The sequence below is a fragment of the Nonomuraea sp. B19D2 genome, assembly GCF_040137845.1.
Taxonomy (GTDB): Bacteria; Actinomycetota; Actinomycetes; order Streptosporangiales; family Streptosporangiaceae; genus Nonomuraea.
In genome coordinates this window covers 19,026-35,899 of sequence record NZ_JBEFAK010000059.1, presented here as the reverse complement: position 1 = coordinate 35,899, position 16,874 = coordinate 19,026, and the positions used below count along the sequence as shown (strand labels likewise).

11 protein-coding genes and 1 pseudogene are annotated in these 16,874 nt (G+C 64.9%); 10 read left to right on the top strand and 2 right to left on the bottom strand.

Translation table 11 applies throughout. The annotated features are described in order from the left end of the window. The first annotated feature begins 10 nt into the window (after positions 1–10). The 8 genes from ABN273_RS52085 (at position 11) to ABN273_RS52050 (ending at position 6,707) form a co-directional block, all read left to right on the top strand. Positions 11–343 (top strand): hypothetical protein, encoded by a 333-nt coding sequence (locus ABN273_RS52085; RefSeq protein ID WP_349457160.1) that lies wholly within the window; start codon positions 11–13, stop codon positions 341–343. Between the two features lie 12 nt (positions 344–355). Further along, a complete protein-coding gene (locus tag ABN273_RS52080) occupies positions 356–517 on the top strand; it encodes a hypothetical protein (protein ID WP_349457159.1) in 162 nt (53 codons plus the stop codon). A gap of 2 nt (positions 518–519) precedes the next feature. Then, positions 520–666, top strand: coding sequence for a hypothetical protein (locus tag ABN273_RS52075; protein ID WP_349457158.1), 147 nt, complete (start codon positions 520–522; stop codon positions 664–666). Between the two features lie 96 nt (positions 667–762). After that, complete coding sequence (locus ABN273_RS52070; protein ID WP_349457157.1) at positions 763–2,121, top strand: replication initiator; 1,359 nt, start codon at positions 763–765, stop codon at positions 2,119–2,121. After that, positions 2,118–2,309 carry a helix-turn-helix transcriptional regulator gene (locus ABN273_RS52065; RefSeq protein ID WP_349457156.1) on the top strand — a complete coding sequence of 64 codons (192 nt, stop codon included), beginning with the start codon at positions 2,118–2,120 and terminating at the stop codon, positions 2,307–2,309. Before ABN273_RS52070 ends, ABN273_RS52065 begins: the two co-directional genes overlap by 4 nt. Further along, positions 2,306–3,670, top strand: a complete 1,365-nt coding sequence (locus ABN273_RS52060) for a tyrosine-type recombinase/integrase (protein ID WP_349457154.1) — start codon at positions 2,306–2,308, stop codon at positions 3,668–3,670. Before ABN273_RS52065 ends, ABN273_RS52060 begins: the two co-directional genes overlap by 4 nt. A 983-nt stretch (positions 3,671–4,653) precedes the next feature. Continuing rightward, a complete protein-coding gene (locus tag ABN273_RS52055) occupies positions 4,654–6,411 on the top strand; it encodes a hypothetical protein (protein ID WP_349457153.1) in 1,758 nt (585 codons plus the stop codon). Positions 6,412–6,413: 2 nt separating this feature from the next. Further along, entirely contained in the window at positions 6,414–6,707 is a 294-nt protein-coding gene (locus ABN273_RS52050) for a hypothetical protein (RefSeq protein ID WP_349457152.1), read from the top strand. A gap of 8 nt (positions 6,708–6,715) precedes the next feature. On the opposite strand, the gene ABN273_RS52045 is transcribed toward ABN273_RS52050, so the two are convergent. Further along, positions 6,716–7,216, bottom strand: coding sequence for a hypothetical protein (locus tag ABN273_RS52045; RefSeq protein WP_349457151.1), 501 nt, complete (start codon positions 7,214–7,216; stop codon positions 6,716–6,718). Positions 7,217–7,521: 305 nt separating this feature from the next. On the opposite strand from ABN273_RS52045, the pseudogene ABN273_RS60015 reads away from it, so the two are divergent. Then, positions 7,522–7,645 (top strand): annotated as a pseudogene (locus ABN273_RS60015) (IS701 family transposase); the annotation flags it as partial. Here the strand turns inward: ABN273_RS60015 and ABN273_RS52040 are convergent. Further along, complete coding sequence (locus ABN273_RS52040) at positions 7,638–8,636, bottom strand: WD40 repeat domain-containing protein (RefSeq protein ID WP_502911295.1); 999 nt, start codon at positions 8,634–8,636, stop codon at positions 7,638–7,640. The pseudogene ABN273_RS60015 and the gene ABN273_RS52040 sit on opposite strands and share 8 nt — an antisense overlap. 835 nt (positions 8,637–9,471) lie before the next feature. On the opposite strand from ABN273_RS52040, the gene ABN273_RS52035 reads away from it, so the two are divergent. Then, entirely contained in the window at positions 9,472–16,857 is a 7,386-nt protein-coding gene (locus ABN273_RS52035) for an RHS repeat-associated core domain-containing protein (protein WP_349457149.1), read from the top strand. Positions 16,858–16,874 lie beyond the last annotated feature (17 nt).

Below are 16,874 nucleotides of genomic sequence, written 5' to 3'. Positions count from 1 at the left end.
AGGCCAAACCATGAACAACGAACGAGACGCCCTCATCGCCGGACTCATCGCCCTGGCCGGCTTCCTCAAGGCCAAACCGGAAGTGCCGGTCTCGGTGGCGCCCGTCATCATCCGCGCCTTCCCCGCCAACGGCCCCGATCATCAGATGCGCGCCGAGGTCGACAAGGTCGCCGCCCTGCTGGGCACCGAGATCGACCCCGACCACCTGCCCTACGACCACTACATGACCGCCATCGACTTCGGACCGGTCCGCTACGAGTACATCGCCATCCTCGCCGCCGCCCGCGCCCGTCACGCCGCCGAAGACAGCTACCGCGACTGCATCCAGATCGACAACACCTAGGAGGTAACCAGCATGCGCATCCGCCTCGAAGGCAACCGCGCCGAGATCACCCTCGGCATGATCCACCTTCGTCAGCTCTTCACCGTCACCTCTATGTCGCGAGCCTTCCCCGACCGGAACCGGCCGCGGCGCTACCGCCTCTACCTCACGATCACCCCGCGCAAGAGCTCCTGATCATGACGCCCGAAGAGCCCTGGGCCGACTGTCTCGACGTATCGCTCATCCACTGCCGCTGCTGCACCTGCAACGGCACTGGCCTCGACGCAGACCGCGACACCTGCCGCGACTGCGACGGCACCGGCATCGACAACCACGGCGCCTAGCCGAGATCCCCTCACCTGGCCACACAACCGCCAAGTTCCGCGCCAGGTGAGGGGCCATCCCACCGCAGATCACATCCGGATAGGACGGATCCCATCTTGCACCACCCACACGCCATAGCCGGGATCATCTCCCGACTCCACGACCCGAACTACGACCGCTGGGCCTGCCAGATCAAGCGGACCGGCGGCTGCCGCCAGCCCATCCACCTGCGCGGCAAGGTCGAACACTACGACCAGGCCACCGGCCAACTCCTGCACCGCTACACCACCCGCAACGAACCAGACGGCGTCTTGCGCGTGCCCTGCAAGACCCGTCGCGCCTCCCGCTGCCCGGCCTGCGCCGAGGTCTACCGCGCCGACACGTACCAGCTCATCCGCGCCGGACTGGTCGGAGGCAAGGGTGTGCCCGAGACGGTCAGCGCGCACCCGTGCCTGTTCGTCACCCTCACCGCCCCGTCGTTCGGGGCCGTCCACGTCCGGCGCGAGAAGAACGGCAAGGTTCTGCCCTGCCACGCTCGCCGCGACGCCCAGACCTGCCCACACGGGCACGTGATGTCCTGCACCGACCGGCACAGCACCGACGATCCACGGCTCGGCGAGCCGCTGTGCCCGGACTGCTACGACTACGAGGGCTCCGTCCTGTTCAACGCCATCAGCACCGAACTATGGCGCCGCTTCACCCTCGCCCTGCGCCGCCGCTTCGCCAAACTCTCCGGCCTGACTGTCAAGGCGCTTCGGGAGCAGGCCAGCATCAGCTTCGCCAAGGTCGCCGAATACCAGCGCCGAGGCGTCGTCCACTTCCACGCCGTCATCCGCCTCGACGGGCCCGACGGCCCCAACTCGCTGCCGCCGGCCTGGGCAACCGCGGATGCACTGGCCCAAGCCGTCCAACATGCGGTGGCCGTCGTGACAGCGGAGGTGAAGCCCTTGGGCCGTACCTTCCGCTGGGGCACCCAGCTCGACGTTCGTCGCATCACCATGGACGGTGAGCTCACCGAACAGGCCGTCGCCGCGTATATCGCGAAGTACGCCACCAAGGCTGCCGAATGCGTCGGCACCCTCGACCGGCGCATCCAACTCCTCGAAAACGTTGAGGCCCTACCGGTCCGCGAGCACGCCCGCCAGCTGATCGCCGCCTGCATGCGCCTGGGCAGCCACCCCGGCCTGGCTGACCTCCGGCTTACCCACTGGGCCCACATGCTCGGCTTCCCCGGACACTTTTCCACCAAGAGCCGCCACTACTCCACCACTCTCGGCGCCCTCCGCGCCGCCCGCGAAGAACACATGCGCGCCGAAGAAGTAACCACCGGACGGCTTCCGCTCTTCGACGAGGACACGGTCCTCGTCATAGCCCACTGGCAGTACGTCGGGCGGGGGCTCTCCGCAGGCGAACAGGTCCTCGCGGCGGCGATCACCGGAGCCCACCGCTCAAGCGCGGACGGTGATCCTCGATGAGCAGAAGCGACGAGTTGCTGACCGTTCCGCAGGTGCTCGCCGAGTTGGGCGGGGTCTCCCGGCGCACCTTCTACCGCTGGCGCGAGCTCGGGCGTGCGCCGGTCTGCGTTCAGTTGCCCAACCTCGAACTCCGCGTCTGGCGGAGCGACCTCATGACCTGGTTGGAATCGCGACGGGAGACGGTGTGAACACCACGTACGACGTGAAGCTCGGCGCGATCCAGCACCGTACGGACCGCGACACGCCTTTGTTCATCGCCCGCTGGCGCGTCGCAGGCAAGCCGAAGTCCAAGAGCTTCCGGACCAAGGGCCTGGCCAACGCCTTCATGTCCGACCTGCGACAGGCGGCGAAGGCGGGGGAGGAGTTCGACCTCGCCACCGGGTTGCCGGTGTCGATGCTGGCGCGTGCGTCCTGCGGCCCGACGTTCTTCGAGTTCGCTCAGGCGTACGTGCTCCGCCGTTGGAGCACCTCGGCGCCCCGCACCCGGGAGACGGACGCCTACGCGCTCCTGTCGCTGGTCCCTGCCTTGGTGGCCGACGTGCCGCGGCGTCCCACGGCCGAGGAACTGCGGGAAGTCCTGAGGACCTACGCGTTCATTCCGGAGAAGAGGCGCCCCGCCCTGACCGCGGCCCAAACCGCGGCATTGGGCTGGCTGGAGCGGGCGTCTCTTCCGCTGTCCGAGCTGAAGGAGTCGCATGTCCTCCGTACGGGGCTCGCCGCCATCTCGGTCACCTTCGCGGGAACGCCAGCCGGAGCGAACACGGTACGGCGCAAGCGCGCCATCCTCCATCACCTGCTGGAGCACGCGGTGGAGGAAAAGGTGTTCGGCAGTAATCCGCTGGACGAGATCAAATGGACGGCTCCGAAGGCCGTCACGGTCGTCGATCCGCGCACCGTGGTCAACCCGGTCCAAGCCCGGCAACTGCTCGACGCCGTGCCCAAGGTGGGCCGCAAGCGCGGTCCTCGCCTCAAGGCGCTGTTCGCCTGCATCTATTACGCGGCGTTGCGCCCGGAAGAGGCGGCGGACCTGCGGCTGACCAACTGCACGCTGCCTGAGAAAGGCTGGGGCCTGATCGTCCTGGAGAAGGCGCGACCGCAGGCAACGAAGCGCTGGACCGACTCCGGCCAGACTCACGAGTCGCGCAGTCTGAAGCACCGCGCGGACAAGGAGACCCGTGAGATCCCGATCCCGCCCGTCCTGGTGGCCATGCTCCGCGAACACATCGCCGAGTTCGGCACCGCCAAGGACGGGAGAATCTTCAGCACGAGAACCGGTGGCACCTACTCCAGTTCGGCGCACTCGTACGTCTGGCAGGAAGCCCGCAAGCTCGCGCTCACTCCGGCTCAGGTCGCCTCGTCGCTGGCCGGACGGCCGTACGACCTCCGTCATGCGGCGGTGTCGCTCTGGCTGAACGCCGGCGTCCCGGCTCCGGAAGTCGCCAAGAGGGCTGGACACAGTGTTGACGTCCTGCTGAGGGTCTATGCCAAGTGCATGGACGGCCAGCAGGAGCAGATCAACGGCAAGATCCACGATGCCCTGGACACATAGCCCGCATTCATCCGCTTCCGGCCCCGCTCGTCCCGGGGCCGGTTCGTCTTGCACCGCTGACTTTGCCGAGTCATTCCCGCTGGATGTGGGTGCCCTGCGGCACGCTGGCAGGCACGGGCGGCCAATAGGGAGGATCATGCACGAAGACCAGAACCACCCCACCCCCTCGGCCGAAGCACTCCGCCCGCTGCGGCGCCCGCCGTACGGCATGCCGCTCAGGGACCGGCTTCGGCCTGGCGCCGACCCCGACTCCTTCGGCTGGCGAAGGTACTCGACCCCCACCCCACCAGAGCGATCACCGCTGCGAGATCGGCGTCGGCTGGCTCGGCCGGCGTTTGTCGCCGGTCTCCTGGGCTGCGTAGCCTTTGGTATCTGGTTGAGTTCCTGGGGAACGGACAGCGCCGCGTCACGATCGAGCGCCGCTTCGACGCCCGCACCGGTCCCGAGCATCGCCGGGAGCTCGGTCGCGTCCATTCCGTCGCCGACGCCTTCGCCACGAGCGCTGCCCTCGACGACGCCCAGGCCAACCCCCAACGCGTCGAAGAGCAAGGTGAAATCGCCAAGGCCCCATCGTCGATCAGCGCTCCCGGCTGTGCCGCGTCAGCGTCATCGAAATGAGCCGCTGGCTCCGCCAACGCAGACCGCGGTTCCCGCGGACCGTGCGAGGAAGAGCGGAAACAACGACCCACGAGCCAGAGACAGGAAGCCAGCGGCGCCGTGGATCGGCGCGAAGTGTGACGAACGGTTCCCGCCTTCTCGTCCCGAGTTTCGAATTCGTAACTGGGCTTGTCACTCCATCCTCGGATAGCGCTCAACAGCAAGGGGGAGCGCAACGGGCCTTACTGCGATGTCCGCCCCGAAATCCGGTAATTTCTACCACAGTGCGTGTAATTCCGGTTGCTTATAGAGATGTGTGAGGCATTTACCGGGATTGGCTATTGTGCTTGACTCCTCCCTTGTAGCCACACCCTCTGGGAGGGTCCATGGGGGAGTTCGTCGGGATCGACCCCAACCGGGCGGAACAGCTCATGCGCGAGATGGAGGGCGGCAAGGACGTCCTGGGCCGCACGCGGCATGGGTTGGAGGCGGCCATCGCCGAGGCGGGCCCGGCATGGACCGGCCCCGCGGGGGTGGCGGCCATGCACCGATCCTGGGCGTTCTTCGACGAGACGCAGCGTGATCTCAAATGGCGGATGGACACGCTCAAGCAGATGGTTCCGAGTTCCGGAAATGGCCTGCTGAGCGTGTTCCTGCCTTTCGACAGCGAAGCCGAGGCCGCCCGTCAGGGGAAAGGCGACGCGAAACCCATCGCGGATGCGCTCAAGCAGCATGAGATCGAGAGCTCCATAGAGACCTGGCGGAAGGTCACGGCAGCTACGGCGGCCACGAAGGAGAAGCTGAACGACCCCGCGTACGCCGCCGCCTTGCTGAACGCCCTTGGGCCGGACAAGTTCCGCGCGCTGTTCATGCACTGGATGAAGGACAAAGGTCCGGCCATGGACAAAGGGCTTCCGCCCGCCGTGCTCCAACAGGGCCGGGAGAGTCTGGGACCACTGGCCGAGGCATACGCCAACGCAGAACGCGCCGGGCGGCTGGGGGAGGAGTGGCGCGGCAAGTTCATGGAATCTACTCAGCCGGGCGTGCTGACCGCGATGATCGCGATGGCCAAGCCGTCGAGCAGACTCCTCAACCAGGTGGCGCTGCGCGTGCTGGGCCGTCCACTGGGGGCAGACCTCCCGACGAGCCCCAACTGGAACCTGAACGCTCTGGTGGAGGCGTACAACGCAGACCCGCAGGCGCTGCAAACGCTGCTGGCTGACAACAAGGACGCCGCAGGCTGGCTCCTGCATCCCCAGCGCGCCCGGATGAGCGGCGTCGCCGGCCTCGAAGCGAAGCTCGCGGGCGCGCTGGACAAGGCGTTGAACCCAAACGCTGGAACAGCCAGTGTTCGCGATCGAGCATGGTTCAACATCATCCGGGGGATGGGCGCCGAAAACAGCCCGTGGATCGGCGGTTCGTGGGGCACGATCAAGGATTCCCCGATCAGCGAGACCTTGGCCAAGAACGTGGCCCCCTATCTCGACCAGCTTGCCCGTGGACAATCCAAGCGCGACTCCCCCGAGCTGAAGTCGGCCTTCCCCACATCGCCATGGGACACCCTCGCCCCCGATGACGCTTCCCGGTTCATGGGCGGCTTGATGCAGGACAAGGACGCGGCGAACATCCTGATGAAGGCGTCACAGGACTACACGCTGGGCTTGGACATCGGCAGATTCCGGCCCTTCGGAGATGAGGCCACCCAGGATCAGTACACCTCCCGCGCGGCACTCGCTGGAGGCGCGGCGAATCTGATGCTGAGCGGCTCAACGCACGCCGAGTGGACCGACGACGAATACGCCGACTGGCTCGCAGGCGTCGCGCTGCTGCCCGTGTCGTGGCTTTCCAACAGGTATTGGCCCATCCAGGACGCCAATGTGGCCACCGCCCGAGATGTCGGGCTGGATGAGGCCAAGGACGGACTCAAGGGCATGATCACGGATTACTTCGATAAGAAGACCCCGGCCACGGCGGAGTCCGTTGCGGAGAGCATCGTGCAACGACAGACACAGTGGGTGAATGAATCGCTGAACGAGCACGGTCAGAAGCCGTTGACCAACGCCCAGCGAAATGAAGTGCGGATGGCGTTCCGAGGACGGATCTACGACGCACTAGTCAAAGCACTGAAGCAGCGAGGAGGGTAGCAGTGACCATCCCCAGCCAGGGCCAACTGCTTCGGCAAGCCGCCGATAAGGAGCAGCTTGCCGCCACCTTCATGCGATACGCCGAGGAACTGGACGAAGTCTTCTCCGCCACGCTAGCGCAGCCCCAGACTGTCGACGCGTTCTGGAAGGGGCCGGCTGCGGGTCGATTCATCACGGAGACCATGCGACTTGCCCGCGAGATTCGCTTGCTGCGGGAAAGCTGTACGTCCACAGCTGATCGCCTACGAAAGCAAGCCGAGCTCACACGGGCCGAGGCGGCCCAGATGCCAACCTGAGTTCGAGGTCATCCCTCACGTTCGTAGCAGCTGGTCTTCCCGACGATCAGGATGTTAGGTTTCTGCCCGTTACGGACGGTTATGAAGAACGTGATTCCTGTGGTCGGGTGCTGTAGTACGGCCGCACCTAGATTCTCGTCATGAAGATCTAGATCATCTATAGTTGTGTTGTAGCCGCGCAGCCGTAGCCAACTCCCCATCAGCCCTGCCACGTTGCCTGGTGATTGCTTATATGGCGGGCCTGTGAGGTTGCCCTGAGCGCGGAAGAAGCGCTGGACTTGACCTTTCAGGCATCCTGCTTCGCTGTCTTGATCTGCTCGTTCGGTCGCGGTGGCGGAGCCTATGGCGGCAATGTCCTGAGAGGCCAGTAGTTTGTCGCCGTCCGCGACGAGCAGTCTCGCGGCTTCATCCAAGTTGGGCTTGTCGGCGTTCCCCGTGCAACCAGTCACAACCGCGAGAGAGACGAGCACCGCGGCAACGACGGACAGTTGGCGAGCATCTGGGCGCACGCCCCGGACACTACCTAACCTCTTCTCCCACGTACACCTCGTATGCTTGCTGGGCACTGAATACGTTCATGGAGCAGGAGCGCTGAAGGCGGTCGATGGGTCACTCGGACGGTGTAGGACTTACGCCAGCAGCACGGGCCCCTGTTGTCACGAGTGATCTGGGCAAGTTCGGCGCGATGCTGACGCGCGTTATGCCTATCTCCTACCTATAACACTTATACTGTTAGCGGTCATCAGTGTCGGCTCGGTGGTCTACTACACGAATACTCCCAGGCCGCATGAGGTGACACGATATTCGGCACTCACAGGCAGCCTTCGCCAATCTGGTGCGCGCTGCTGGCCGACGTGCCGCCCAAGAACTCCTGGCGACTGGCCAACCACATCGGGCACGCCACCGCCTACCGGTTCGAGTACTTGGAGTCTAGGAGCCTAGACTCCACACCCGAATCGTCTTGTCGAGGCCGCCGGAGACCACGACAGGGGTGCCGTCACTGCGCCTGCCTGTCGCTAGGGCGGAGACGGCGCCGTCGTGTCCAGTGAAGGGAGCACCCACAGGATCTCCGGTGTCCAGATCCCACACCGACACCTTGCCGTCATCGTCCGCGGAGGCGATGATGGGAGAGCCATTGGCGCGCCGACCGACCGCCACCTTCACGTGACCCTTGGTCTGGAGGGGGATGGATGCGCCGATGGGCATGCCCGTGTCCAGGTTCCAGATCCGGAGCGCGCTATCGGCCCTGTCCTCCGCGTCGGTATCACCGTTGATGTCGCCGGAAACCATGACCGGAGTGCCGTCGCTGCGCTTGCCGGTCGCCAACCCCTCTACCAAGCAGCTCCCGCCGCATCGGATAAGGGTCTTGCTGATGGGTTTGCCCGAGTTGAGATTCCAGATGCGCGCTCTACCGTCAGTGGCACCTGTGATGAATACAGGGGTGCCGTCGCTGCGCCTGTCGGTTACCAGTTGGCTGACGGTTAGGGGATAGCCGACGGGTGACTTGCCGATGAGTTTCCCTGTGTCCAGGTTCCAGATCTCCACAGCCCTGGTCAGGCCGTCACCTGTGGAGACGACAACGGGGGTGCCGTCACTGCGCTTGCCCGTCGCCAGTGCATAGATCAGCCCTTTTCGACCCTTGAGAGGCTTGCCAAGCTGCTTGCCGGTGTTCATGTTCCAGATCCGGATGTCATCGGCGGCACCGGAGACGATAACCGGGGTACCGTCGCTGCGTTTCCCTAGATCCACATCGTAGATCTCACCCCTATGGCCCTTGAGGGGTTTGCCGATGGCCTTGCCGGTCTCCAGGTCCCAGATCCGCACGGTCCTGTCATAGCCGGCAGAGACGATAACGTGGGTCCCGTCACTGCGCTTTCCGACTGCGACCGCCGTCACCCAGCGTGTGTGGCCCCTGAGGGGTACGCCCATGGGCGTACCAAGGGGAGGGACACCCGTCGACGAAGAAGGCACAGCAGCCGCATTGGCCGGTTTGCCAGACGCCAGGCCGACACCGGACATCGCCCTTCCTGCTGACGCATCCAGCGATCCAATGATCAGCAACGCCCCCGCCGTGATCACCAGTGCTTTCGCTCTGATCAGAGCGGTACGGCTTCCCATACCTACCTCATATCTCGACAGCCACCACGGGCCAATCTAGATCACTGACTGCGACACACTAGCCTCCCCATGCACGTTCGGGAAGAGCCTCACCCTGTCACAATCTATAACTTCACGGACTTTCACGGACGCCCGCGCTGGCGTGCGATCGCGGTTATGGAGGTGGTGTCGCGGTACTGGCTGGCCGCCACCGTATCGCCCGGTGCCGACACTTCGGGGCGAACACCTCCGCTGCCCCCACATAGCAACGGGGGCACCGACGAGGACTGACCAGCGAACGCTCCACACCTTTCGGCTCCGAGCCGGACCCGGCCGAGCACTTCCTGATCCCATGGTCAGGACGCATGGTCGACTTCGACCTGCTGGTATGGCAGCGTGATCGACAACCATCGGGTGGTACGCACCCGTTCATCCGGTAAGTCGCACTCCGTGCCTGTCTGATGGCGAAAATTGCCCTTGTGGCGCCGATCTTGGGTAGTTACGCTTTGCCCGTTTGGTCAGAGCTCCAGAGCCGCACGAGTCAGGATGGCCTGCCGGGTGGGGTGGGGCGACGTCTGGCACCTTCGGGTGTCCCTCGTTGTGGTTCGGAGTGTGACGGCGTATGCGCCGCTATTTGGCATGGGCTCGTTCTGGGCGGACGTCTGCCGTGGTGGCGGCGATTCTCGGGATTCTCGTGCCTGGGCTGCTCGGCTTGCAGTCGTTACCGGCGATTGCTGATGCGGTTGGATCGGTTGCGGCCGTTGGTTTCCATGGCTCGCCGGAGACGCCGAAGCAGGCTTTCGGGTCCACTAAGACCTTGCCCACGCTAACCTCGAGCGAGGCCACGCGGACGTCTGCCGCTGCGGGCACACCGAAGCAGGACGTTGAGGCGCCGAAGAACGCGTTGCCGCGGGAAGAGCGTGATGGTGTCACGCGGGTGGCGAGGGCGGCCAGTAAGCCTGTGAGCAGTGCATCAGCGTTCATGGCGCAGTTGGCGGCTGAGCCGCCGTGTGGGAGCGTCCCGGCATGGAGAGCCGGCTATGAGGTCGCTGCGTATGAGCGTGTGGCTTACCAGCAGACCATCTGGGAAGCCATGTTGGGTATACCGGGCTATCTCAACCAAAAGCCGCCACCAGAGTTTTACCCCGGCACTTACTGGAAGAAGATCGGGCCCTGCCCGCTACCGCCGGCCCCAACGATCACCTCGATGTCTCCGGACAACGGCCTGCAGGTGATGACGACCTCGCCGACGTTGAGCGCTACGGCCACCACGTGGGCGGGCGGCACGATCAGCTTCGATTTTGAGTTGTGTGATACCCCGTCGTTGTACGGCTGCCGCACGTACAACGACTGCTGCCGGACGTCGTCTGGCAGCGTCACTGTGCCCGATGGTGTGCTCGCCTGGGGGCGCCAGTACTGGTGGCGGTTGATCGCGAGGGATGCTTCCACCATTGGCGGCCAGAGCTCGTACTCGTCGGCACGGACGTTCGTTGTGGGTGTGCGTCAGCCGGCGATCACGTCACAATTGTCGACGTCCGGTGGGAGCGGCCAGGAGTTTCATCAGCTGGCTGGCAATTACACCACCAGGTTCACCGACGCTCAGGTGAGCACGGTCGGGCCGCCGTTGTCGGTGGTGCGCTCGTACAACAGCATGGATGCGCGACGCACGGGCATCTTCGGGGCTGGTTGGTCGACCCGGTGGGACATGCGGATCGTGCCGGAGCAGATCCGGGGCCGGGAGTCGCTGCTGGTGACCTACCCGGACGGGCGGCAGGTGCGTTTCGCGAAGAAGGGGGATGGCAGCTATCAGCCTCCCCCCGGCCTGAACGCGACCCTCGCTGAAGCCTCGAAGTCGCCAACCTGCCCGGCGGGGACGACGTGTACGGGGTGGGCGTTGATGGACAAGACGTCGACGTCGTACGTGTTCGACGAGAGCGGACGCCTGACGAAGATTGTCGATGGGCGGGGGCGTGCGCAGACGCTCGTATACGGACAGGACGGCAAGCTCTCCCAAGTCACCGCGCCGGGGGGCCGGTCGCTGACGTTTTCCTGGACCGGCGCCCACGTGACGTCGGTGTCCACGGCGCCTGTCGACGGCAAGCCGCTGACTTGGACCTACTCCTACAACGGTGACGTTTTGGAGAAGGTGTGCAATCCCGACGAGGGCTGCACACAGTACGACCACGCCTCCGGATCGTTGTATCGGACCACGGTGCTGGACTCCGATCCCATGGGGTATTGGCGGCTGGGCGAGAGCAGCGGGACCGAAGCGAAAGACCTCGGCTGGAACAACGACAGCATCTACAACGGCGGCACGTTCGGTAAGCCCGGTGCGCTGGCCGGAACGTCTGACACCGCCGTCGAACTCGACGCCGATGACTCCGTCTCCCTGCCGAGTGATCTGCTCGCGCGTGTGGGCAAGTGGGCGTCGTTTGAGACCTGGTTCAAGACGACCGGCACGGGACCGCTCCTGCAGCTGCAATACAAGTGGTACGCCGACAAACACTCGATGCTGCAGGTAGCGGCCGACGGCAAACTGTCGGCGTCCTACCTGCCCACCACCACCCCCCTCACCTCCGCCGTCGCGGTCAACGACGGCGCCTGGCACCATGTCGTGCTGACCGTCGCAGGCGACACGCAAACGCTGTACCTGGACGGCCAGGCCGCAGGGACGCTCACCGCGACGATCAATAATCCCGAGGACTGGCCGTACGCGTGGGTCGGTGGGCTGGCTGCAAGCGTCGACGAGGTCGCCGTCTACGACCGCCCACTGTCGGCCGCCGAAACCGCCACCCACTTCGCCGCCCGCGCCGCCGCGCCGAACAAGCTGACCAAGGTGACGCTGCCCTCCGGCCGCGTGTGGGCCGCCAACGCCTATGACGCGGCCAGCGACCGCCTCACGACCCACACCGACCAGCACGGCGGCACCTGGAAGATCGGCGAGCCCGTCTACGACCGCACCACCGGCCTGAGCACGGTCACCGTCACCGACCCACAGAACGGCACCCCTCTTCAGTATGTGTACGACGCCTGGCGCGGCTACCGGATCACCTCCTTCACCGATCAGCTAGGCAAGGAGACGACCTACAGCTACGACACCGGCGGCTTCCTGCAATCCATCACAGACCCAAACCTCAACACCGTCACCACCTACAACGACGCCCGCGGCAACGTGATCGAGCGCAGAACCCGCCGCACGACCAACAGCGAGATCGTCCGCAGCGAGTACTACCTGAACTCTGCCAATCCGTTCGACCCGCGCAACGACCGCCTGCTCAAAATCCGCGACGCCCGTTCAGCCAGCGCCACCGACAACACCTACGCCACCACCTTCGAGTACAACTCCTACGGCGAGCAGACCAAGCAGACCACCCCAGCCACTTCCGACTTCCCGAACGGCCGCTCCAGCACGGTTGCCTACACCGACGGCACCGAAGCGGCAGTCGGCGGGGGGACCACACCGGTCGGGTTGATCGTTTCGCGGACGGATCCCAAGGGCAACACGTGGACTTACCGCTACACCGCGGCGGGTGACCTGGCTGAGCAGCGCAACCCGGAAGGGCTCCTGGTCAAGCTGAGTTACGACGCGTTGGGCCGGCTTCGGGAGAGGTCGGAGGTGTCTCAGGCTTACCCGGATGGGGCCAAGACCGCGATCACCTACGACGATGTGGGGCGGTTGGCGACGCAGACGGAGCCGGGCGTGAAGAACGAGGTGTCCGGCGTCACCCACACCAAGCGCACGACGTACGGCTATGACCCGGACGGCAACAAGCTCAGCGAGACCATCAGCGACCTGACCGGTGGAGATGCCGAGCGCGCCACCGTCTACACCTACGACACTCACGGCCAGGTCGAGACCGTCACCGATCCCGAGGGTGGTGTGGTCCGCCAGAGCTGGAACACCATCGGCAGCCTGGCAACGGTGACCGACGCCAGTGGCGCAGTCACCGAATACAGCTACAGCCCACGCGGCCAGCTGACCTCGAAGACGCTGAAGGGCTGGACCGGCAGCCCGGTCAACCCGCAGCCGGCCAAGGACGTGGTGCTGGAGTCTTTCGGCTACGACGCCGGAGGCCGCCTGGCCGCGCAGTCCGACGCCATGGGCCGCAAGACCACCTTCACCTACTTCAACGACAACCTGCTCGCCCAGAAGATCGCCGACGACGTCAAGCTGAACGGCTCCACCACCGCACGGGATGTGGTCGTGGAGGACCACGCCTACGACGCCGCCGGCAACCAGACCAAGCTGGTCACGGGCGGCGGCAAGGTGACGACCGACTACGTCTACGACGCGGCTACTCGCCTGACCTCGCGAACCCTCGACCCCGGCGACCTGAACCGCAAGACGGTCTTCACCTATGACGCCAACGGCAACACGATCAAGGCCACCCGTACCGGCATCGGATCCACCCGTACCGAGATCACCGAGTTCACCTATAACAAAACGAACCTCCCCACCAAGACGACCGTCGAGAACGGCGACGTGGACCTCGTCTCCACCGTCACCTACGACGACCGCGGTCTGGCCGTCGCCTCTACCGACCCGCGCGGCAACGCCGACGGCGCCAACAAAGCCGACTACACCACCGAGATGCGCTATGACGCGCTAGGACGTCTGATTGAGGCCACAGGCCCGCAGGTCAAGGTGGAAAAGGCCGGTACAGCTGCCGAGGCACACCCCACGGCCCACTTCGGCTACGACACCCTCGGTGCCAAGACCCACGAGACGGACGCCGAGGGCCGTACCGTGACCTCCGTGTTCGACAAGGCTGGCCGCCTGACCAACCGACGCGCGCCCAACTACACCCCACCCGGCGGTACCGCACTCACCCCGTCCGCCTCCTACGCCTACGACGCTGCCGGGCAGCTGATCTCCTCTACCGATCCGCGCGGCTACACGACCACGTTCGACTACGACAAGCTCGGCCGCCAGGTCCGCGTCACCGACCCCGCCCCGGACGGGCAGACGGCAGGCACGTGGGTGAGCGAGTACGACCTGGCCGGAGAGACACTGGCCACCGTCGACCCGACCGGCGCCCGCAACGAGGCCACCTACGACGATCTCGGCCGCCAGATCACCGCCACGCAGATCGAACGCAAGCCCACCAGCGCCGCCTACACCAACGCCATGGAGTACGACGACGCCGGCCGTCTGCTCAAGCAGACCGCTCCGGGCAGCAAGGAAACGTCGTACACCGTGAATGCCGCGGGCGAGGTCAAAAGCGTGACGGACCCGCTGACCAACAAGACCAGCATGGACTACGACCTGGTCGGCCGCCTGATCAAGACCACCGACCCGAACCGCAACGCCACCACCGCCGAATATGACCTGGCCGGTCGCAAGACCGCGGTCAAGGACCTGGACGCAACCGGCTCGGTGTTACGCGCCTTCGGCTACGGCTACGACGCGGCAGGCAACCAGATCAGCACCACCTCCCCCGAGGGCCACGTCACCAAGCAGACCTTCGACGCGCTGGACCGGACCACCTCGCTCATCGAGCCGGTCTCGGCCAGTGAGCAAATCACTACGAGCTTCGGCTACGACGCCACCGGCGCCCGCACGCGCCTCACCGACGGCCGCGGCAACGCCACCTGGACCAGCCACAACAGCCTCGGCCTGGTCGAAACGGTGACCGAGCCGTCCACCACCGCTCACCCGAACCCGGCGGACCGTACCTGGACCCACATCTACGACAAGGCAGGCAACCAGGTCGCCACCGTCCAGCCCGGCGGGGTACGCATCGACCGTACCTTCGACCACCTGAACCGGCTCACCAAGGAAACCGGCGCAGGCGGCGGCGCCACCAGCGCCGAGCGCACGTTCGGCTACGACCTGGCCAGCCGTCCAACGACTGCCGGCGATCTGACGGTCGACTTCAACGACCGCGGCCTGCCGTTGAAGGTCTCCCGCGGGTCGACGCAGGAGACCGCCTACGGATATGACGAACTCGGCAACCCCACCCAGCGCATCGATCCCGCTGGCACCTCCACTTTTACCTGGGACAAGGCCAACCGCCTCGAAACCGCCACTGACCCGGTCACCGGCCGCACCCTGACCTACGGCTACGATCCGGCCAGCCGGCTGAAGACCATCACCGCCAGCAGTGGCACGGCCAGTACCCAGGCCATCGACTACGACAACATGGATCGAATCACGGGTCAGACGCTGAAGAACGGCGCCGGCGCTGAGCTGGCCAAGATCACCTATGGGTGGGACAAGGACGACAACCTCACCACCAAGACCACCGCGGGCCTGGCCGGGGCGGGCACCAACACTTACGGCTACGACCGTGCAGGAAGGCTCACCTCCTGGACGGCCCCCGGCGGTGCCACCACCGCGTATGAGTGGGACGCGGCCGGCAACCGCACCAAGGCCGGGAACGCGACGTTCACCTATGACGAGCGCAATCGTCTGGACTCCGGCGACGGCACTGACTACACCTACACTCCGCGCGGCACCCTGGCCACCAGCACCAAGGGCGGCGCCACCACCAACTACACGTTCGATGCCTTCGACCGGCTCATCGCCGATGGCGACAGCCTTTACAGCTACGACGCCCTCGACCGCATAACGAGCCGGATCCGCAGCACCGCCAAGCAGATCTTCGCCTACGCCGGGCTCGGCAACGACCTGGCGGCCATCACCGACAGCGGCGGCGCCGTCCAGGCCAAGTACGCCCGCGATGCTGGCGGCGGCCTGCTCGGTCTCAAGGAAGGCACTGGCGCGGCAGTGGCGGCGCTGAGCGACCTGCACGGCGACCTGGTAGCCACCTTCACCACCGCACTTCAGACCTCGACCGCCTACGACCCGTTCGGCACCGTCACCACCCAGACCAGCGCCAAGACGAACCTCGGCTACCAGGGCGAATACACCGACCCAGACACCGGCAAGGTCAACATGCACGCCCGCTGGTACCAGCCCGGCACCGGCACCTTCACCAGCCGTGACACCGCCAGTCTGCCCCCCAACCCGTCGGTGCAGGCCAACCACTACACCTACGCCAACGCCTCACCCCTGACCGGCACCGACCCCACTGGCCACTACACCGTCATCAACAGTGGCGCAACAAGCGGCGTATGGAGTTCCACCAACACTTCTGGCGTCACTTCCTTGCCAGTCGGCGGTGTGTATGCCGAGTACGACAGCACTGGTAGTGGACTGTGCATCGGAAGCTGCGGCTCCAGGGGAGATATGGGAGGCGGGGCCACAGCCTGTGATATTCGCTCCTGCGGGGGCGCTGAGATTCTTGACCCTAGCATCATCGTCGAATGGAATCCCGAGTTCTCTGAGGAAGAAGCCCGCCGGGTGAACGTCGTTGCGGAAGGGAAGGGCGCTGGCAGGGACGCCCCGAAAGGTTTTTGGAAAAATAACTCAAAAAAGGATGGACAGGCTCGGCAGAATTTTAGTGAATTCTATGACCCCATGAATCCATTCATTGTGAAAAAGTTTCTTTGGAAGGCGGCCAAGATTGCCGCTAGTGCCGACAACTGCATCTGCATGCTGGCAACAGCGGACGATCCCAAAGATAGACTCTATGGGGTTATCACCAGAGCGGAAAAGGATTGGTGCCAGGCAAATAATCCTGCTAAATGTGCGATGGCATGGATTTATGTTGATCAGCTCACCAGGTATCTCATCAAGAAATATCGCGGCACCAAGGAGACCCCGCAACGAAACGCCATTCGCCACTTTATGGGCCAAGTGATCATGACGTGGGCGTTCGGCGCTGACTTTGCAAAAGGGCTGGGAGATGCTCACGAAAGGGGTGCGGGAACTCCATGTCGTGAGCTCAAGGGTAGGGTCCCCCCATGTGATTCGGCCGCAGATCAGATGAACAACTACACTGCTCGCAACTGGGCAATTCTGAATCAGTTGGGATGGGAGAAGGACTGGGATCGCGCCCAGGCGGCGGTCGCAGACCATGGCGATCTGAATGAGGATGGCTTGCTTAGTGCTCTGTGGAAGGTTGGGTATGGCATGTGGAAGAGGCATGACCTCTTGGGCGCGAAACGCGACAAGATATACTACTGTCCAAAGTCGTATGTTTGCTGAGAAGATATATGCCGTAA